Genomic DNA, 18047 nt, shown 5'->3' with positions numbered 1-18047 from the left:
AAGGGGAATGATATGGAACTGGACAAGGAACAACTGCAAATCGAGCTGCGTTATGCGCAGCGCTTCTGTCAGCGCAGTGAGCGCTTCTATCGGCGCATACAAACCGCATTTACCTTCATGAGTTTGCTCGCCGGCAGCAGCACCATTGCGGCCGTCTCGGCACAGATGCCGGTCGCGGCGACCTGGATGCTGGCGGCGTTCGCCATCTTCGGCATCCTGAACTACGCCATACGGCCGGCCGAAAGGATCGCCGCGTTCCACGCCGATGTCCGGAAATATGCGGCGCTGATCGCCAAGTCCGATCTGCTGGACGCGCCCGCCATCCAGCATCTGCTGCACGAGGCCAGACAAACCGATGCCGAGGAAATCGAACCGTTGCGCGCTGTCGCTTATAACGACGTGATGCTGGAAATCGACGAACCGGACTCGCTGATCGAACTGAGCCCGATGCAAAAACTGATGGGCGTTCTAGCCTGATTGCCGCCGCCGGCCGGCGCAGGCAATCATGGACACTCCCCGTGTGGTGGGCACGGAGAGTATGGCGTCTTACCGGAATGCCTTCACGAGGGCGTCCAGTTTCACTTTCATGGACTGGTCGTGGTGGCTGACCGGCGGTATTTCGCGCTTGACGTCGAGCAGCTGGTAGACCGCCATCTGCGCCGCGCGCACCGAGTATTCGACGGTGAACACCACGTCCTCCGGCACCTCGACGAACTGGCTGACGAAGGCCAGGTTGCGCGAGTTGGCCGGCACCGGCAGCGGACGGTCGCTCTTAAAGCGCGGCATGAACATGCTGGTGATGTAGGGCATGCGGCAGGGGATGCAGTTGGCCTTGGCCATGATCTCCAGGTCGAAATTGAGGTGGCCGCACAGCTCACGCAGGATCTCCTCGCCGCTGCAATCGGCCATGGGCTTGGCGACGAAGTTGCCGACGCGGTCGGGATGCAGCGCGTAGCCCCAGAATACCTGCACGCCTTCCGGCTGGCCGGCGAAGTGCGGCTGGTGCGCCAGCACGATGGACATCAGCCAGTTCGAATCCTTGAACGTCACCAGGCCGCCGGTGCCGGCAGCGTTGCCGCTGAACTGTTCCATCTTGTCGAAGAAGGCCGGGTCCTTCAGCGTGACGGTGAACGACTCCCACCACGATTCCGGGATGCTGGAGTTGAACGCCGCCGGGTTGCCGAACTGCGGACGGTCCACCGCCAGCTTTTCCCACAAGGCCCAGCCCTGGCTGTCGCGCTTGTCCAGCTTGGGCGGGGCGCTGCGCATGCTGCCGAAGCTGGAGGCGTCGGTCATCGAGCCGTTCTGGAAGAACACCAGGTCCCGCGGGCCGACGGCGATGGTCATCGCTTCGCCGTTGCGGGTGCAGCGCAGCGCGGTCGCGGTCAGCGCGCCGCCCTCCTCCATCAGCTCGATGTCGTCGACCTTGCAGTCGCGTACCAGCTGCACGCCCTGCTGCTGCAGCCAGTGCTGCAATGGACGCACGAAGGAGTCGTACTGGTTGTAGACGGTGCGCTTGACGCCTGCCAGCGTTTCGATGCGCGAGAATTCCATCATGAAGCGGTGCAGGTAGCGCTTGAATTCGACGGCGCTGTGCCATGGCTGGAAGGCGAAGGTGGTGGCCCACATGTACCAGAATTTGGTGTCGAAGAATTCCGGCGACAGCCAGTCGGTGATGGCGCTGTTGCCCAGTTTTTCCTCGTCGGCCTCGGCCAGTGCCAGCAGCTCGGTGCGGTCCTGCATGCTGAAGCCCATCGACTCCACGTTCACGCGGAAGCGGTTGCGGTCGACCAGGCGAGCCTGCGAGTGCGATTTGTGCATCTTGTTGAAGGCCACCGTTTCGTCGTAGACGCTCTGGCCCTGGTGTTCCAGCGAGGGGATGCTCTTGAACAGGTCCCAGGTGCATTCGTAGTTGTCGGTGGTGAGCATGCGGCCGCCGCGCAGGGTGTAGCCGGTGTCGGCGTTGCCGCCGCCATCGAGGCTGCCGCCGGCCAGCGGCAGCGCTTCGAAGATGGTGATGTTGCGGCCGTCGACGCCGGCGTCGCGGATCATGAAGGCGGCCGCGGACAGCGAGCCGATGCCGCCGCCGACCAGATATGCTTTGATGGAATTGCTCATGACACTGTCCTTTGTGTGTAGGTAAGTTGCCATGATAGTGCGGCTTGCAACGCCGAAAATCCCGCACGTTACGCTAAAGCACCATATCAATGCGCCAGATCAAAAATTTAAAAATATACGGGCCGGGCGAGCTTGTGCGGCGGCGCTCAGTCGAAGGCGATGGGGGCCGGAGACGTTCACACTCATTGTAGGAACCATGCTGTTCTCCTTACTGAAACCTACTGATTTCTGCTTCCGGTTACTGAGTTGGACAGCGGAAGTCCAAGGAAGTTCAATTCAGTAGATTTCAGCAGCGATTTCAGTAGGTTTGCTAGAAGGAGAAGGCGGCTATACCCAGTGTGTGTGTATAGCCGCGGCAAGTTATTTGTCGGAGTACATATTGGCGTACTTCAGGCCGAAGTACAGGATGAAGGTGTAGCAGGCCGCCGGCACCAGGAAGGACAGTTGCAGGCTGATGGTGTCCGCCAGCAGGCCCTGGCCGAACGGCACCAGCGCGCCGCCGACGATGGCCATGCACAGCACGCCCGAACCCTGGCCGGTCAACGGTCCCAGCTTGTTGAGCGCCATCGAGAAGATGGTCGGGAACATGATGGAGTTGAACAGGCCAACCGCCAGCATCGCCCACATCGCCAGATGGCCGCCGCTGAAGATCGCGGTGAGCACCAGCGCGATCACCGCCGCCGAGTTGAAGGCCAGCGCCTTGCCCGGGCTGACGTAGCGCATCACGGCGAAGCCGATGAAGCGGCCCACCATCGCGCCGCCCCAGTAGTAGCTGACGAAAGGCGCGGCGTCGGCGGCCGACAGCCCCGCCACTTTCGGGTCGCCCATGAAGTTGATCATGAAGCTGCCGATACTGACCTCGCCGCCCACATACAGGAAGATCGCCACAGCGCCCAGCACCAGATGGCGGTGCTGCAGCACGGCCGACCAGCCGGCGCTTTCTCCGCCCGCCTGTTCGGCGTCGACGATCTTGGGCAGGCGCGCCATCGCGAACAGCACCGCCAGCGCCAGCAAGGCCGCGGCCAGCACCAGATACGGGCCTTGCACGCTGGCCGCCTGGGTGGCGTGGTAGGCCGCCAGTTGTTCGGTGGTGAGCTTGGCCATGTCGGCGGAGCTCATCACGCCGCCGGCCAGGATCAGCATGCCGCCCAGCGTCGGCGCCACGGTGGTGCCCAGCGAATTGAAGGCCTGGGTCAGCGTCAGGCGGCTGGACGCGGTCTGCGGATCTCCCAGCACCGTCACGTAGGGATTGGCCGCCACCTGCAGCACCGTGATGCCGCCCGCCAGCACGAAGAAGGCGATCAGGAACAGCGTGTAGCCGCTGGTCGCCGCCGGATAGAACAAGGCGCAGCCGGCAGCCGCGATGGTCAGGCCGGCGACGGCGCCGTTCTGGTAGCCGATCTTCTTGATCAGCATACCGGCCGGCAGCGAGACGATGAAGTAAGCGCCGAAGAAGCAGAACTGCACCAGCATCGCCTGCACGTAGGTCAGCGTGTAGACCGCCTTCAGGTGCGGGATCAACACGTCGTTCATGGAGGTCAGCAAACCCCACATGAAGAACAGGATGGTGACGATGATCAACGGGCCGGTGTTGCCGCCGGTCTGGCTCTGGCCACCCGGCACAGCGACGGCTTGGGAATAGTGTTCCATGCTTGGAGAGTCTCCTGAGTTTATTTAAAGTCGCCGCACGCCAGCGCATCCTTGTCCCTGGCGGCGCCGCCAACGATCTGGATGTTGGCGAACGTCGCCGCGAACGGCGCGTCGGCGGCCACGCTGAACGGCGTGCTCAACGCCGCCAGCGACAGTCCTTGGGCGCTGAAACAGGCCAGCGGGATTTTCACCGTCTGCTTGCCTTTTCCTGCCAGGCGCCGGAACACGGCGCTGGCGTCCAGCTCCACGGTTTCGATGCCGACGCTGGCCTTGCCCTGCGGCGCAGCCGACACGATAGCATCAAACTGCAGTGCGCCGTCGGCCGAAGCGAACGCCGGCAGCTTCTGTGCGTGCGTCGCCTGCGCCTCCAGCCTGGCCGCGCCGGTCCAGCTGAGGCGCTTGGCGTCCTGCTGGGTGTTGATCTGCGCGGTTTCGACTTTGACGGTGGGCAGGTTGAACACGGCGTTCAGGTCCGCGCCCAGCGCCACGCGCTGGCCGCCGCTGCTCACGTACAGCGCGTAGGTCGAGCGGTCGGCCGGCGCGTACACAGGCACCGAGGTGGCCTTGCCGCAGCCGCCGGCCGGATAGCTTGCGTCCAGCAGCGGCAAGGCGCCCTTGCCCGCATAGTTTAAGCCGTAGCCGTATTTGAACAGCGGATCGTACACGGCGTCGCCGACGTTGAGCGGCGACTGGCACGCGGACTTCGGCCACGAGAACGACAGCTTGCCGCGGAAGTCCGCGTTGACCTTGCCGTCCGCCTTGCGGAACAGGACATCGGACACGCCCTTGCCCTCGGTGCCCGGCAGCCAGGCCGCGACGAAGCTGTCCGAGAGGTTGAGCAGGTCGTTGACGAACAGCGGACGGCCCGATATCAGCACCGTCACCACCGGCTTGCCCTTGCCCGCCACGGCCTGCAGCACCGCCAGGTCCTCGGGATGGCGGCCGGACAGGCGCAGCGTGCCCGATGGGCCGATGTCGCCGTCGCCTTCCGCGTAGGGCGTCTCGCCGATGACGGCGATGACGGCGTCGAACTTGCCCACGTCGACGCCGGCGGCGTTTTCGCTGTAGGTGACGTTGTCCTTGCCGGCGGCGTCCTCGATGCCGGCCAGGATGGTGTCGCTGACCGGGTAGTCGCTGTTCTTGTTGTCGGTGCCCTGCCAGGTCAGCGACCAGCCGCCCGACTGGTTGGCCATGTTGTCGGCGCTCTTGCCGACCACCAGGATCTTTTTACCGCGCGCCAGCGGCAGCACGCCGCCGTTGTTCTTCAACAGCACCAGCGATTCGCGCACCGCCTGGCGCGCCAGCGCGCGCGCCTGCAGCAGCTCCTGCTTGCCGGCGTAGACGTTCTGCGACGGCTTCCTGCCGTCGAACAGGCCGGCGCGCAGCTTCACGCGCAGGATGCGGGTGACCGCGTCGTCGATGCGCGACATCGGGATCTCGCCCCGCTCCACCTGGGCGATGGTGTTGGCGATGAAGGTCTTCCAGTGTTCCGGCACCATCACCATGTCGACGCCGGCGTTGATCGAGGCGGCGCAGCTGTCGTTGGCGCAGCCCGGCACTTCGGCGATGGCGTTCCAGTCGCTCACCACCAGGCCGTCGAAGCCCATTTTCGTTTTCAGCGCGTCGGTCAGCAGCTCTTTACTGCCGTGCATCTTGCCGTGGTCGGAGCCGCCCTTGACGTCGTTCCAGCTGTTGAAGGACGCCATGACCGTCTGCACGCCGGCCTGCAGCGCCGGGTAGTAGCCCTGCGCGTGGATGTTGATCATGTCGGCCATGGTGGACTGGTTCTCGCCGCGGTCCTTGCCCTCGGCCGTGCCACCGTCGCCGATGAAGTGCTTGGCGGTGGCGACCACGGTGTCGTCCGATTTCAGGTCGTCCTGCAGGCCCTTGACGTAGGCGCCCGCGTAGTCCCTGACGATGGCCGGGTCTTCGGAGAACGATTCGTAGGTACGCCCCCAGCGGTCGTCGCGCACCACGGCCAGCGTCGGCGCGAACACCCAGTCGATGCCGGTGGCGCGCACCGCCTTGGCGACCGACCTGGCCATCTGGCCGACCAGCTTGACGTCGCGCGCGGCGCCCAGTCCTATGTTGTGCGGGAACAGCGTGGCGCCGTACATATTGCTGTTGCCGTGCATGGCGTCGATGCCCCAGATGACCGGCACCCTGACCTTCATGTCGGTGCTCATCGAGGCGTCGTAGTAGGCGTCGGCCAGCTTGACCCAGTCGGCCGCGCTGGCGTGCTTGTTCCCCTGCGGCCAGCTGCCGCCGCCGTTGAGCACCGAGCCGACGTAGTACTGGCGCACCTGCTCCGGGGTGATGAATTTGATTTCCGGCTGCGTCATCTGGCCGACCTTCTGCGCCAGCGTCATGCCGGCCACGATCTGCGCGATGCGCGCTTCCATCGCCTTGTCCTGCTTGACGGCGCTGGTGATGTGGGGCCAGTCGGCCAGCGGCTTATCGGTCGGCGCGGCCGGCGCGGCGGCGGCGCCCAGCGCCAGCGTGGCGGCCAGCACGGCGCGGCGCAGGATGTGGTTGTGGGTGTTCATTCGGTGCTTGTCTCCGTTGTTGATGTCGTTTTATGCGCCGTGCAGGAAGGCGCTGTACCACCGGCCGCTCTGCTTGAGGATGCGGCGCTGGGTCGGATAGTCGATGTAGGTCAGGCCGAAGCGGCGCAGATAGCCTTCCGCCCATTCGAAGTTGTCCAGCAGGCTCCAGGCGAAGTAGCCCTTGATGTTGCCGCCCGCCGCGATGGCGTCGCGCACGGCGGCCAGGTGGCGGATCAGGTAGTCGCGCCGCGCCGTGTCGTCGACCGCGCCGTCCCCGGTCAGGTGGTCGTCGTAGGACGAGCCGTTCTCGGTCACGTACAAGGCGCCGGTCGGGTAGTCGCGCGCCACGCGCTCGAGCAGATCGACCAGACCTTGCGGCGACACCTCCCAGCCGAAGTCCGTGCGCTGGCGGTCCTGCGGATAGACGATGGCCGTGCGCAGCGGATACTGCTCCGGCGCGTCGCGCACCACCTCGGGGAAGTAGTAGTTCACGCCGAGGAAATCCATGGACGCGGCGATCGCCTCCATGTCGCCCGGCAGCACCTGCGGGGCGTCCTTGCCCACCAGCTGCAGCGCCAGTTCCGGATAGCCGCGGCCATACAGCGCGTCGAGGAACCAGCGGTTGCGCAGCGCGTCGTGGCGCAGCACGGCCTCGCGGTCGGCGGCGGCGTCGCTGGCCGCCTTGACCGGATGCAGGCTCAGGGCGATGCCGACCTGCGCGTCCGGCACGTTGGCGCGGATCAGCGGCACCGCCAGGCCGTGCGACACCAGCACGTTGTGGCACACCTGCAGCGCCAGCGGCAGGCTCTTGTTGCCCGGCGCGTGCATGCCGTCCCAGTTGCCGTGCATGGCCGTGCACCACGGCTCGTTGTGGGTGATCCAGTGCCGCACGCGCCCGCCCAAATGCTTGCTGACCACGTCCGCGTAGCGCAGGAAGGCGTCCACCGTGGCGCGGTTGGCCCAGCCGCCCTGGTCCTGCAGGAACTGCGGCAAGTCCCAGTGGTACAGCGTGCACCACGGCTGCAGGCCGCGCGCCAGCATGCCGTCCACCAGCTTCGAGTAGAACGCCAGGCCCTGCGCGTTCGGCTCGGGGTCGACGCCGTTGAAGATGCGCGGCCAGGCGATCGAGAAGCGGTAGGCGTTCAGGCCCATCGACTGGGCCAGGTCCAGGTCCTCCTCCCAGCGGTGGTAGTGGTCGCAGGCCACGGCGCCGGTCGAGCCGTCGCGCACCTTGCCCGGGGTGGCGCTGAAGGTGTCCCAGATCGACGGCACGCGGCCGTCCAGCGCGGCGGCGCCCTCGATCTGGTAGGCCGACGTCGAGACGCCCCACAGGAAGTCGCTGGCAAAGTCGCTACGCCGGATCGCCGTAGGCAGGTCGGTAAGTATCATGGTCATGGTTTGTATGTGGAATCGTTTCCATTTCACTGCAAAAAAAGAGCATGCGGCCAGCGCACACTCCTCGTTCCTTACTGCCTGGGCGCCGCCAGCGACGCGCGCTGGGTGACGTGCAGGCGATATTCCCGCTCCACCGGCCGCTGCAGCTCGTAGCAGCGGTTCAGCAGGTAGTTCAAGCCGTTCAAGGTCATCTCGCTCCACGGGATGTGCACGCTCGTCAGGCGCGGCGCGGTGAACTGCGCGCTGTGCGTGTCGTCGTAGCCCAGCACCGAGACCTGCCCCGGCACCGCCACCCCGGCCTGCTGGAAGCAGGACAAGGCGCCCACCGCCATCTCGTCGTTGGCGCAAAACACCGCCGTGAACTCGTAGCCCGACGCCATCAGCCGCTCGGCGCAGGCCCAGCCGCCCTCCGGCGAAAACTGGCCGTCCTCCATCCACACCGACGCCGGCGCGATGCCGGCCGCCTCCAGCTCGGCCAGGAAGCCGGCGATGCGCTGCCGGTTGTCCGGCGCGCTGGCGCGGCCCGCGATCACCGCGATGCGGCGGTGGCCCTGTTCCAGCAGCGTGCGCGCCGCCAGCCGGCCGCCGGCCTCGTGGTCGACCGTGAAGCACTGGCCGGCGATGCTGGCGAAGGCGTGGTTGATCACCACCACCCGCGACTGGAACGGCCCCAGCGCCAGGAAATCCTCGTCCTCCAGCGCGTTGCTCATCACGATCAGGCCGTCGCTGCCGCGCTCGATCAGGAAGTTGATGCCCTCGATCGCCTGCTGGCGCGCGTCGCCCTCGCCCACGCCGAAGGCCACCACCATGTTCAGCCCGGCCGCCCGCAGCGCCGTGTAGATCGACTGCAGGATGGGCGTGTAGAACGTCCCGCTCAGGTAGGGAATGTACACGCCTATCATCTGCGAGCTGCCCGACAGCAGCGAGCGCGCCGCGTGCGAGGGGCGGAACTCCAGCTCATCGATCGCCTTGCGCACCTTTTCCAGCGTTGCCTGCGACACCGAGCCCTTGCCGCTGATCACACGCGACGCAGTGCCCAGCCCCACTCCCGCCAAGCGGGCTACGTCCTTGATAGTTGCCACAGCTTCCCTTATCCGTTCAGTCGGCGGCAAGCATACCCCATGGCGCCCGGCGGTGACAAGCACACCGCGCCCTCACTCCAGCAGCGCGGCCGCGATGCTCTTCTGCGCCTTCTCCACCGGCATGCGGGTGTTCCAGAAGGCCGTCAGCACGTCCTGCAGCGCGCCGTTCTGGTCCGGCGTCAGGTAGACCTCGATCATGCCGACCTGGCGCGCCTTGTCCTTCATGATCGCCATGCCGGCCTGGGCGCAGGCGTCCATCGACGACACGTCGATGTCGCTGCGCACCGGCAGCGAGCCTTTGAGCTTGCTGAACTCGAGCTGGGCGGCCGGCGCCAGCATGGTGGTGGCCAGCAGCTTCTGCGCCTTGACCGCGTCGGCGTTGGCGGTCTTGGGGAAGACGAAGGCGTCGCCCTGGATCAGGTAGGGCACGGCCGGGCCCAGGCCGGCGATGCAGCCGTAGTCCTTGCCGGCGCTCTGCCTGGCGGCGGCGAACTCGCCCTTGGCCCAGTCGCCCATGATCTGCACCCCGGCCTTGCCGCTGATGAGCATGGCGGTGGCGTCGTTCCAGTTGCGGTTGGGCGAGCCGGCGTCCACGTAGCTTTGCAGGCGCTTGAAGGCCGCCAGCACCTTGCGGAACGCCTCCGAGTTGAGCGCCTTGGGGTCGCGGTCGCGCAGCACCTGCAGGTACAGCTGCTTGCCGCCGACGTTGGCCAGCATGGCCTGGAACAGGATGTTCTCCTGCCACGGCTGGCCGCCGTGCGCCAGGCCCACCAGGCCGGCCGCCTTGAGCTTGTCGAGCGCGGCGAACAGCTGGTCCGGCGTGGTGGGCTCGGCGGCGATGCCGGCCTTCCTGAAGGCGGCCTTGGAATACCAGATCCAGGTCGACATGTGGATGTCCACCGGCAGCGCGTAGTAGTGGCCCTTGACGCGGATGACGTCGAGCATGGGGCCGGGCATCAGCTGGTCCCAGCGGTCGCGGGCGGCGATGTCGTCGACGTTGTTGAGCGAGCCCTGATCGATCAGGTCGCGGAACTGCTTGGTGGTGTTGAACTGGGCGGCGGTGGGCGGGTTGCCGCCGACGATGCGGTTGATCGCCACGGCCTTGGCCTGGTCGGCGCCGGCCACGGCGGTGTCGGCCCAGACGCCGCCGGCGGCGCGGTAGGCGTCGGCGAACTTGCGCACGGCGGCCGACTCGCTGCTCGAGGTCCACCAGTGCATCACTTCGGCGCGCGGGCCGGCCGGCGCGGCCGCGTGGCCCATGCCGGTGGTGGCGGCGGCGGCCAGCGCCAGCGCCAGCGCGGCCGTCAGCGGCGGCGCGCGCCTGCGGTGCTTGTCCATCCTGTCTCCTTGCGCGCCGATGTGCCCCGGCGCCTTGTTGGTCTGGTGTGCGATGTTAGCAGTCGCGGATTGGAAACGTTACCAATCCACGCGGACGAATATAGCACCGCTTGATTTTGGGTGTCAACCGGGAATTGGGGGGGGCGGCGCCGGGCCGGCCGCCGCCCGCTTACACGCCCTCGCGCACGAACACGCGCAGGCGGTGGCCGTCGCGGTCGACCGCCACGAAGGTGTAGCCGAAGTCCAGCGCCACCGGCCGCTGGGCGATGGCCACGCCGCGCGCCGACCAGTCGGCGTACATGTCGTTGACCACGCTGCGGTCGTCGACGCTCAGGCACAGCTCGGCGCCGCCGCCCGAGGCCAGCGCCTTGGGCTCGACCGTGTGGCGCGACCACAGGCCCAGCTTCAGGCCCGTGGCCAGCACGAACAGCGCGAAGGTGGGCGAGGTGTCCACCGGCTGCTGGCCCAGCAGGTCGGCGTAGTAGGCGGCGCTGGCGACCGGATCGTCGACGTACAGCAGGACATAGTTGGGGCTGATCATGGTGTTCTCCTGGTAGGTTAGCGCGGTGCGCCGTTGCGGCACCGCATGACCCGTATGCTAAGGGCCGGCTGTGACAGTTTCTGTCAGGAGCATGGCGCTTGGCGCCGCGCAAGCCGGGAAATTTCCCGGTGGATAGAATCCAACGGTATCGGCACGCGCTCTTGGCGGAACGGCGCGCCAGCGTCTATGCTGAAGACATGGCCGCCAACTGAGCCACGCAGAAAGAACACCGACATGAAGCGCCGCGCCCTTCTCCAGCTTGCCGCGCTGCCGTGGCTGCCCGCCGCGGCGGCCACGGCCAAACCGGTCATCAACGTCTCCACGCTGGTGGGCGAGGACCCCGCCACCGACGTCGCCGAGCAGGTGTTGCGCGAAGCCTACAAGCGCCTGGGCTACCAGCTGGAAGTGCACCGCCTGCCGGGCGAGCGCACGCTGATCTACGCCAACGAGGGCCGCATGGACGGCGAGCTGTACCGCAAGCTGGGCATGGACCGCCAGTACGCCAACCTGATCATCGTGCCGGTGGCGCTGCTGACCTACGAAATCGTGGTCTTCACGCACGGCACCGAGTTCGTGCTCAACGGGTGGGACAGCCTCAAGCCCTACACCATTGGCCACGTGCGCGGGATCAAGATCGTGCAGGAGAACACCGCCGGCATGAAGACCGAAGCGGTCCCCACCATGACCCAGGCGTTCCAGAAAATGATGGTGGGCCGCACCGACCTGGTGGTCGGCAACCGCCTGTCGGGCATGGCGGTGATCAAGCAGCTCAAGCTCGACGAAGTGCGGGTGCTGGCCCCGCCGCTGGCCTCGTTCCCCGTGTATCACTATCTGCACAAGCGCCACGAGGCGCTGGCGGCGCAGCTGGCGGTCGTGCTGCGCCAGATGCGCGCCGAAAAACTGATCGAGGCCATCCAGCAGCGGGTGGCCAACGGCAGCTGAGGCGCCCCTCACATGCCGTGCAGGCGCTTGAACAGGCCGGCCAGGTCGAGATAGCGCGCGGCGCCCACCAGGGCGGCGCCGGCGGCCAGCAACAAGACGGCGATGACAGCGGATTTTTTCATGGCGGCTCCTTTCACAGGCTGGCCAGGGATTGATGGATGCTCAGGCGCGAGGCCGACCACGCCGGCAGGCCGCTCGCCAGCAGCGCGCCCAGCAGAACCATGGCCAGCCAGGCCAGCGCGCCGGCGGCCGACACGGTCAGCGGGAAGGCCAGCCCGAACAGCAGCTCGCCCAGATAGGCGCCGATCGCCGCCGACAGCGGCAGAGACAGCAGCAGCGCCAGCGGCACGCTCATCAGCGCCACCAGCACGCCCTCGGCCAGCACGTTGCGCAGCACCACGGCCGAACTGGCGCCGATGCTGCGCATGATGCCGAACTCGCGCCCGCGCTCGGCCACGTTGCTGCCCATCGCCGAGCCCAGCCCGAACAAGCCCACCGCCGCCATCAGCAGCGCGATGAACAGCATGGCCGCGATCAGCAGGTCGAAATGGCCGTCGACCTCCTTGCGCAGCATGGTCTCGGTCATGTTCAGGCGCAGCTCGATGCCGGCGCCGGCCAGCGCGCCGCCGACCCGGCGCGCCGCCCGCGCGATGGCCGCCTCGTCGTGCGCGCGCAGCACGATGCGGTAGCTGGCGGCCTGCCCGGCGCGCCCCGCCATGCGCGCATAGGTCGACGCCGGCACGAACACCGTGGCCGCCGTCATGTCCTGGCGCGCGATGCCGGCCACGCGCAGGGTCAGCGTGCGGCCATGGCCGGCGAGGCCGATGCTGGCGCCGACCCGCGCCTGCGGGAAGAATTCCAGCGCGGCGCTGTTCAGCACCACCTCGTCGGACTGGCCGTCGGCCAGCCAGCGCCCGGCCAGCATCTCCAGCCCGAGCGTGGCGTTGTGCGCCGGCACCGCCTGCAGCGCCAGCGTGCCGTGCGCGCCGTCGGGATAGACCCGCTCGATCTCCAGGCCGTCGGCGCGCGCGCGGGCCACGCTGCTGCGCTCCCACGCCTCGACCAGCGCCACCTCGGGCAAGGCGCCCAGCAGCTGCGTGACCTGCGCCACCGGCGCCGGGCGCGCCAGCGTGGTCTCGATATCGTAGTGGCGCTCGGACGCCGCCAGCACCAAGTGCCGCGCCGACGCCGCCCGGATGTTCAGGCTGCTCATATACATCGCTCCGGCCAGCGCCAGCAGGGCCAGGGTCAACAGCAGACGGGCGCGCCGGCGCAGGCTGTTGCGCAGCGCCAGCAGCAGGCTGCGGTCCACCAGCGGCAGGCGCTCCAGCCACGCGGCCGGCGCCGCGTAGCGCTGGCCATGGCTGCCGTTGTCGCTGATGGCCGCCTGCACCGTGGCCGCGCTGGCCTGGGCGATGGGCAGCGCGGCGACCGCCAGCGGCAGCAGCACGCCGGCCGCCACCAGCAGCAGATAGCACCAGTGCGGGACCGCGCCGCTGTGCATGGTGAAGTTGAGGATCTGGTTCAGCACCACGCGCGAGAACGCGCGCCCGGCCGCCAGCCCGGCCGCCATGCCCAGCGCGGTGGCGACGGCGGCCAGCGCCAGCACCAGCGTCAGATACAGGCCGGCGATCTGCGCGCGGCGCGCGCCGACGGTCTTCATCACGCCGATCTGGCGCCGCTGCTGCTGCAGCATGCCGCCCACCACCGTGGCCGTGAGCACCGCCGACAGCAGCAGCGCCACGCCGCTGAACACCAGCAGCATGGCCAGCATCGAGGACATGACCTTCTGGTGCGGATGTTCGCCGGGCGGCGGTATCCGGATGCGCTCGACCGCGTGGCCGTTCTGGCGCAGCCACAGCGCCAGCCGCGCCACCGTCGCCTCGATGGCGTCGACGTTCATCGGCTGTTCGCTGACGGTCAGCTTGAGCTGGCGCAGGCTGCCGTCCAGCCCCAGCGCGGCCACCGTGGCCGGCGTGGCGTAGGCGTACACGGTCTGGCCGCGGCTGGCCGGCGGCAGCGCCGGATCGTGCACGGTGCCGGAGACCAGCAGCGACTGCGGCGCGCCGTGGCCGGTGCTGACGGTGAGGCGCTGGCCGATGCGCGCGCCGATCAGGCGCAGCGCCTCGCGCTCCAGCAGCAGCGAGCCGTCCGGCGGCGGCCACGCGCCCTGCTCGCGGTACACGGTGTTGATGCGCAGCGCGCTGAAATCGTCGACCATGAAGATGGTCAGCGGCAGCGCCTCGCCCTGGCCCGCCAGCGTGACGCCGGCCGTGCCGCTGGCCTGCGCCTGCGCGATGCCGGGGAAGGCGCGGATCGCCGCCAGCAGCGGCGCGTCGATGCGCTCCAGCTGCAGCGTGGCCGAGGGCGGATTGGTGTCGAGGTAGTTGCGCGCGGTCTCGCGGCCGAGGATGGTGTAGCTGCTCAACATGGTGGCCAGCGCGCACACGCCGGCCGCCATCGCCAGCACCATCAAGGCCACGCGGCCCGGCGTGAGCGCCACGTCGCGCAGCAGCTTGCGCCAGCGCGGGCTAAGCATGATGCACCTGGCTGGCGTCGCGGCCGTGATGGTCGTGATGGTCGTGATGGCCGCTGCCGGCCGCGCCGTCGTGCGGCGTGCGGATGCGGCCGTCGGCCAGCGTGACCAGGCGCGTGAAGTAGTGGCCGAAGTCGCGCTCGTGGGTCACCATCAGCACCGTCTTGCCCTGCCCTGCCAGGTCGGCGAACAGCTGCATGATCTGGCGCGTGGTGTCGCTATCGAGATTGCCGGTCGGCTCGTCGGCCACCAGGACGGGGGCGTCGTTGGCCAGCGCGCGGGCGATCGCGGCGCGCTGCTGCTGGCCGCCGGACAGCGCCGACGGCAGCTTGTCGGCCTGGGCGGCGATGTCGAGCTGCGCCAGCAGCGCCAGCGCGCGCGCGCGCCGCTGACGCGCCGGATAGGTGGCGCAGAAGTCCATCGGCAGCATCACGTTCTCGGCCACCGTCAGCGTCGGCAACAGCTGGAAGAACTGGAACACGATGCCCAGATGGCGGCCGCGCCAGCGCGCCAGCTCCGACTGCCTCATGGCGTGCACGGCGGCGCCGTCTATCCACACTTCGCCGGAGGTCGGCGTGTCGATGCCGCTGGCCAGGTTCAGCAGCGTGGACTTGCCGCTGCCGGACTTGCCGACCACGGCGACGAACTCGCCGGCCCGCACCTCCAGGTTGATGCCGTCCAGCGCCGTCAGGCTGCCTGCGCTACTGTCGTAACGTTTGCTCAAATCGCGCAAGACCATCAAGGGTCGCGCCGCTGCGGATGCTGTCATAGTGGGTTCCCGTAGGTTTAATGTGGTACAGCAGCCATTAAACCCACGGGGGATTGCCGCTTTATCTCCGCTGCGTGAAGATTTGTAAAGCAGCTAACGTTGCGCGCCGCGCGGGGCCGTGGCGCGCACTCCTCGAGGTATGCCTATGCGGCTTCCCCGGCCACATTGAACGGCGCGACGACCTCGACCAGCTGTTGCCTGACCCAGACATGGGCCGGGTCACGGTGGAAGCGCTCGTGCCAGATCATCGCCGGCGACAAGGACGCAACCTGCAGCGGCAGGTCCAGCAGTATGAGCGGCAGCGTCTGCGCCAGCAGACGCGCCAGACGGCTGGGCAAGGTGAGGATCATGTCGCTGTCCGCCACCAGCATCGCCGCCGCCAGAAAATGCGGTACCCGCAGCGCGACGTGGCGGCGGAGCCCGAGCGCCGACAGCGCAGCGTCGACCGCGCTCTCGCCCACGCCGGAAATGGTGACGGCCACGTGGCGCAGCGCCACATAGCTTTCCAGGCTGAGACCGTCCTCCACGCACGGGTGGCCGGACCTCGCCACGCACACCATGCCGTCGGCGTACAGGCCGCGTCGATGGAAACTGCCGGGCAAGGTCTTGAAAATGCCCAGCGCCAGATCGGCGCCACCCTGCGCTATCAGCCGCACATTGTCGCCGGCGGGTTGCGCGATATGCAGGCTGAGCGCAGGCGCATGGCGCTCGAAGCGGGCGATCAAGCCGGCCAGGACCGTCATGCTCAGGTGATCGTGCGCGGCGATCGTGATGCGCCCCGTCGCCGAAGCGGGATCGAAGACGGCGGGCGAGATGAGGCCGCGCGCATCGTCCAGCAGCTTGGCCACCGGGCCGGCCAGCGCTTCACCACGGGGCGTCAGCTCCAGGCCCAGCTTGCCTCGCACCACCAGACGGTCGCCCAGCATCGTGCGCAGCCGGCCCAGGGCGCGGCTGGCGGCCGGCTGGCTCAAGCCCAGGCACAGGCCGGCCTGCGTCACGCTGCGCTCCCGGACGAGTGCCTCGAACAGTTTCAGCAGGTTGAGATCGATCGCAGATAAATCCACTTGGTGCATGTTCGCTATAACCTTCATGTCATTGATGAATGCCGGGCAAATCATGCACCATTCCGTTTCATCTGAATAGGAGATTTCTGTATGACTGCATCCCCCCCTCATCCTTACGTCGTCTTCGGCGCGACCGGCCGCACCGGCGCCGCTGCCGCCGATGCGCTGCTGCGCTCAGGCCAAGCCGTGCGCGTCGTCGTGCGCGATCCGGCCAGCGGCCGCCCGTGGGCCGAGCGCGGCGCCGAGGTGGCCGTGGCCGACCTGACCGACCTGGCCTCGATGGTCAAGGCGCTCGCTCGGGCCCAGGGCGCCTATGTCGTCTGTCCGCAGCACTACGGCCGCGAAGACCTGTTCGAACGCGCCGACTTGATTGCCACGATCACGGCGCGCGCCGCGCTGGCGGCGGAGGTGCCCAGGCTGGTGGCGCTGTCCTCGGTGGGCGCCGACCGTGAAAGCGGCACGGGATGGATAGGGATGAACCGCATGTTCGAGCAGCGCCTGGGCGCGACCGGCATTGCCACGGTCTTCCTGCGCGCGGCCTACTTCATGGAGAACTGGACGCCGATGGTCGGCCTGGCCGCGCGCAGCGGCACCTTGCCGACATTTCTGGCGCCGGCACAGTGTGCTATTCCGATGGTGGCGACCGTGGATGTCGGCAGCGCGGCGGCAGCGCTGCTGCGGGATGGCTGGACGGGGACGCGCATCGTCGCGCTCTCGGGGCCCAGCGACTATGCCCCGGATGACGTCGCCGCCATTGTTTCAGCCGCGCTCGGCAAGCCTGTCGGCGTGGCTGCCCTGCCGCAAGCGGAGTGGCCAGGGGCACTGGCGGATGCCCGATTCTCACGTGCCGCCCTTGCCGGTTTCGTGGAAATGACCCGTGGCCTGAATGGCTCGCATATCGACATCAAGAGCGATCCCAACGTGATCGAATGGGCCGGAACGACGACGCTCGAACGTGTCATCGGCGAGCTGGTGCAGCGTCAGCGATAAGGGCAGACAGCGGCGTCCGGTATGGGGTGTTGTTTCAGGACTCCCCGAACCCGCATGGATGCAGTATCGCCCGCTCCAAATCGGACGAATTTTGCTGCCTCGTCACTATAGCCAGGAAGTATCATTTTATTATCGGATGATGACAATGTGTGCATATGTTCGCGCTCATTTTGTTCATACTGACCCCGAGTCAAAGAGGTCCAACCTGGAGTTATCAACTGCGAGGATGACATGAACATCAACGGAACCTGGTATAACGAACTTGGCTCGGTCATGAGCATTGAACAGAACGGGAATCAGCTCTCCGGCAATTACCAAACGGCGGTCGGGACGGGCCAGGGGACATATTCGATAGTCGGACTTATCAACCCGTCCCAGGATGCCAACCAAACGCTGGCTTGGACGGTGACCTGGCAAAACCCTATGGGTAACAGCTTGTCGACGACAGCCTGGTGCGGACAACTGCAAACGATAAATGGCATACCCACGATCACGGCAATGTGGTTGTTGACAGAAGAAACTACGCCCACAAGCGACTGGGGCTCCACCCTAATTGGGCAGGATGTCTTTACTCCTCAGCCGCCGAATGCAGCTGTCATCGCAAAAGCGTCTGCGCGCGGCTCTTCGCATCCCAGGAAATAAAAAAACGAATGAGACGATGGCTCGATAGGTGAATCATCGTCTCATCGGCAATCTGTGCGCGGTCTGATTGCGTGACGCAGCTGCCGTGGCGATTGCGGTTGCACAGAACTCAACAGATTCACGTAAGTCACCCATCCGCACCAATAGGAGGCCAGATAGGGATCACTACCGGCCAGCCAACGAAGCGCATCATGATAGCGTACATGCTGAACTCTCCAAGGTGGGCGACAGCCTGAGAGTATCAAACAAGCAATAGCCGGCGCCACTTCTTTGTTACCGCAGCCATACCAAGGCGCAACCCAAAGCAGAAACCCGGACACAACCCGGACACGGAGGCGTAGAAATGAAAAAGGCCAACCCGAATGAACTGAACCCCTAAAGTTGGACGCCAACTTTAGGGGTTTTTCATTGGCGAAGTACACGACGCAATTCAA

General features: G+C 67.0%; 14 protein-coding genes. 4 read left to right on the top strand and 10 right to left on the bottom strand.

Going from position 1 to position 18047, the window contains the following annotated elements; genetic code table 11:
• The first annotated feature begins 12 nt into the window (after nucleotides 1-12).
• Entirely contained in the window at nucleotides 13-477 is a 465-nt protein-coding gene (locus AC07WS_RS22390) for a hypothetical protein (RefSeq protein WP_494731214.1), read from the top strand.
• 69 nt (nucleotides 478-546) lie between these two features.
• Here AC07WS_RS22390 and AC07WS_RS22385 read toward each other — a convergent pair whose 3' ends face one another.
• The 7 genes from AC07WS_RS22385 to AC07WS_RS22355 form a co-directional block, all read right to left on the bottom strand.
• Complete coding sequence (locus tag AC07WS_RS22385) at nucleotides 547-2118, bottom strand: oleate hydratase (protein ID WP_494731213.1); 1572 nt, start codon at nucleotides 2116-2118, stop codon at nucleotides 547-549.
• Between the two features lie 360 nt (nucleotides 2119-2478).
• On the bottom strand, nucleotides 2479-3768 hold the full coding sequence (locus AC07WS_RS22380; protein ID WP_494731212.1) for a sugar MFS transporter: 1290 nt from the start codon (nucleotides 3766-3768) through the stop codon (nucleotides 2479-2481).
• A gap of 20 nt (nucleotides 3769-3788) precedes the next feature.
• Nucleotides 3789-6314 (bottom strand): glycoside hydrolase family 3 protein, encoded by a 2526-nt coding sequence (locus AC07WS_RS22375; protein ID WP_494731211.1) that lies wholly within the window; start codon nucleotides 6312-6314, stop codon nucleotides 3789-3791.
• A gap of 30 nt (nucleotides 6315-6344) precedes the next feature.
• The gene (locus AC07WS_RS22370; RefSeq protein WP_494731210.1) at nucleotides 6345-7709 is read right to left on the bottom strand and encodes a GH1 family beta-glucosidase; all 1365 of its coding nucleotides are present in this window, start codon (nucleotides 7707-7709) and stop codon (nucleotides 6345-6347) included.
• 71 nt (nucleotides 7710-7780) lie between these two features.
• Complete coding sequence (locus tag AC07WS_RS22365; protein ID WP_494731209.1) at nucleotides 7781-8791, bottom strand: LacI family DNA-binding transcriptional regulator; 1011 nt, start codon at nucleotides 8789-8791, stop codon at nucleotides 7781-7783.
• 72 nt (nucleotides 8792-8863) lie between these two features.
• The gene (locus AC07WS_RS22360; protein ID WP_494731208.1) at nucleotides 8864-10129 is read right to left on the bottom strand and encodes an ABC transporter substrate-binding protein; all 1266 of its coding nucleotides are present in this window, start codon (nucleotides 10127-10129) and stop codon (nucleotides 8864-8866) included.
• A 169-nt stretch (nucleotides 10130-10298) separates the two neighbouring features.
• Nucleotides 10299-10670: a VOC family protein gene (locus tag AC07WS_RS22355; RefSeq protein WP_494731207.1), complete on the bottom strand. Its 372-nt coding sequence runs from the start codon at nucleotides 10668-10670 to the stop codon at nucleotides 10299-10301.
• Between the two features lie 234 nt (nucleotides 10671-10904).
• On the opposite strand from AC07WS_RS22355, the gene AC07WS_RS22350 reads away from it, so the two are divergent.
• Entirely contained in the window at nucleotides 10905-11612 is a 708-nt protein-coding gene (locus AC07WS_RS22350; protein ID WP_494731206.1) for a substrate-binding periplasmic protein, read from the top strand.
• 133 nt (nucleotides 11613-11745) lie between these two features.
• Here AC07WS_RS22350 and AC07WS_RS22345 read toward each other — a convergent pair whose 3' ends face one another.
• The 3 genes from AC07WS_RS22345 to AC07WS_RS22335 all read right to left on the bottom strand — a co-directional run bounded on the left by AC07WS_RS22345 (nucleotide 11746) and on the right by AC07WS_RS22335 (nucleotide 16035).
• Entirely contained in the window at nucleotides 11746-14151 is a 2406-nt protein-coding gene (locus tag AC07WS_RS22345) for an ABC transporter permease (protein WP_494731205.1), read from the bottom strand.
• Nucleotides 14144-14917: an ABC transporter ATP-binding protein gene (locus tag AC07WS_RS22340; protein ID WP_494731204.1), complete on the bottom strand. Its 774-nt coding sequence runs from the start codon at nucleotides 14915-14917 to the stop codon at nucleotides 14144-14146. Before AC07WS_RS22340 ends, AC07WS_RS22345 begins: the two co-directional genes overlap by 8 nt.
• A gap of 143 nt (nucleotides 14918-15060) precedes the next feature.
• The gene (locus AC07WS_RS22335) at nucleotides 15061-16035 is read right to left on the bottom strand and encodes a LysR family transcriptional regulator (protein ID WP_494731203.1); all 975 of its coding nucleotides are present in this window, start codon (nucleotides 16033-16035) and stop codon (nucleotides 15061-15063) included.
• Between the two features lie 36 nt (nucleotides 16036-16071).
• Here AC07WS_RS22335 and AC07WS_RS22330 point away from each other — a divergent pair, with 36 nt between their 5' ends.
• Entirely contained in the window at nucleotides 16072-16971 is a 900-nt protein-coding gene (locus AC07WS_RS22330; RefSeq protein ID WP_494731202.1) for an NmrA family NAD(P)-binding protein, read from the top strand.
• A 231-nt stretch (nucleotides 16972-17202) separates the two neighbouring features.
• Entirely contained in the window at nucleotides 17203-17613 is a 411-nt protein-coding gene (locus tag AC07WS_RS22325) for an avidin/streptavidin family protein (RefSeq protein WP_494731201.1), read from the top strand.
• Nucleotides 17614-18047 lie beyond the last annotated feature (434 nt).

This window comes from Duganella sp. GW821-FHT01E12 (assembly GCF_059422325.1).
Note: the sequence above shows the minus strand (reverse complement) of the source record. Positions and strands in the feature narration are given on the sequence as shown.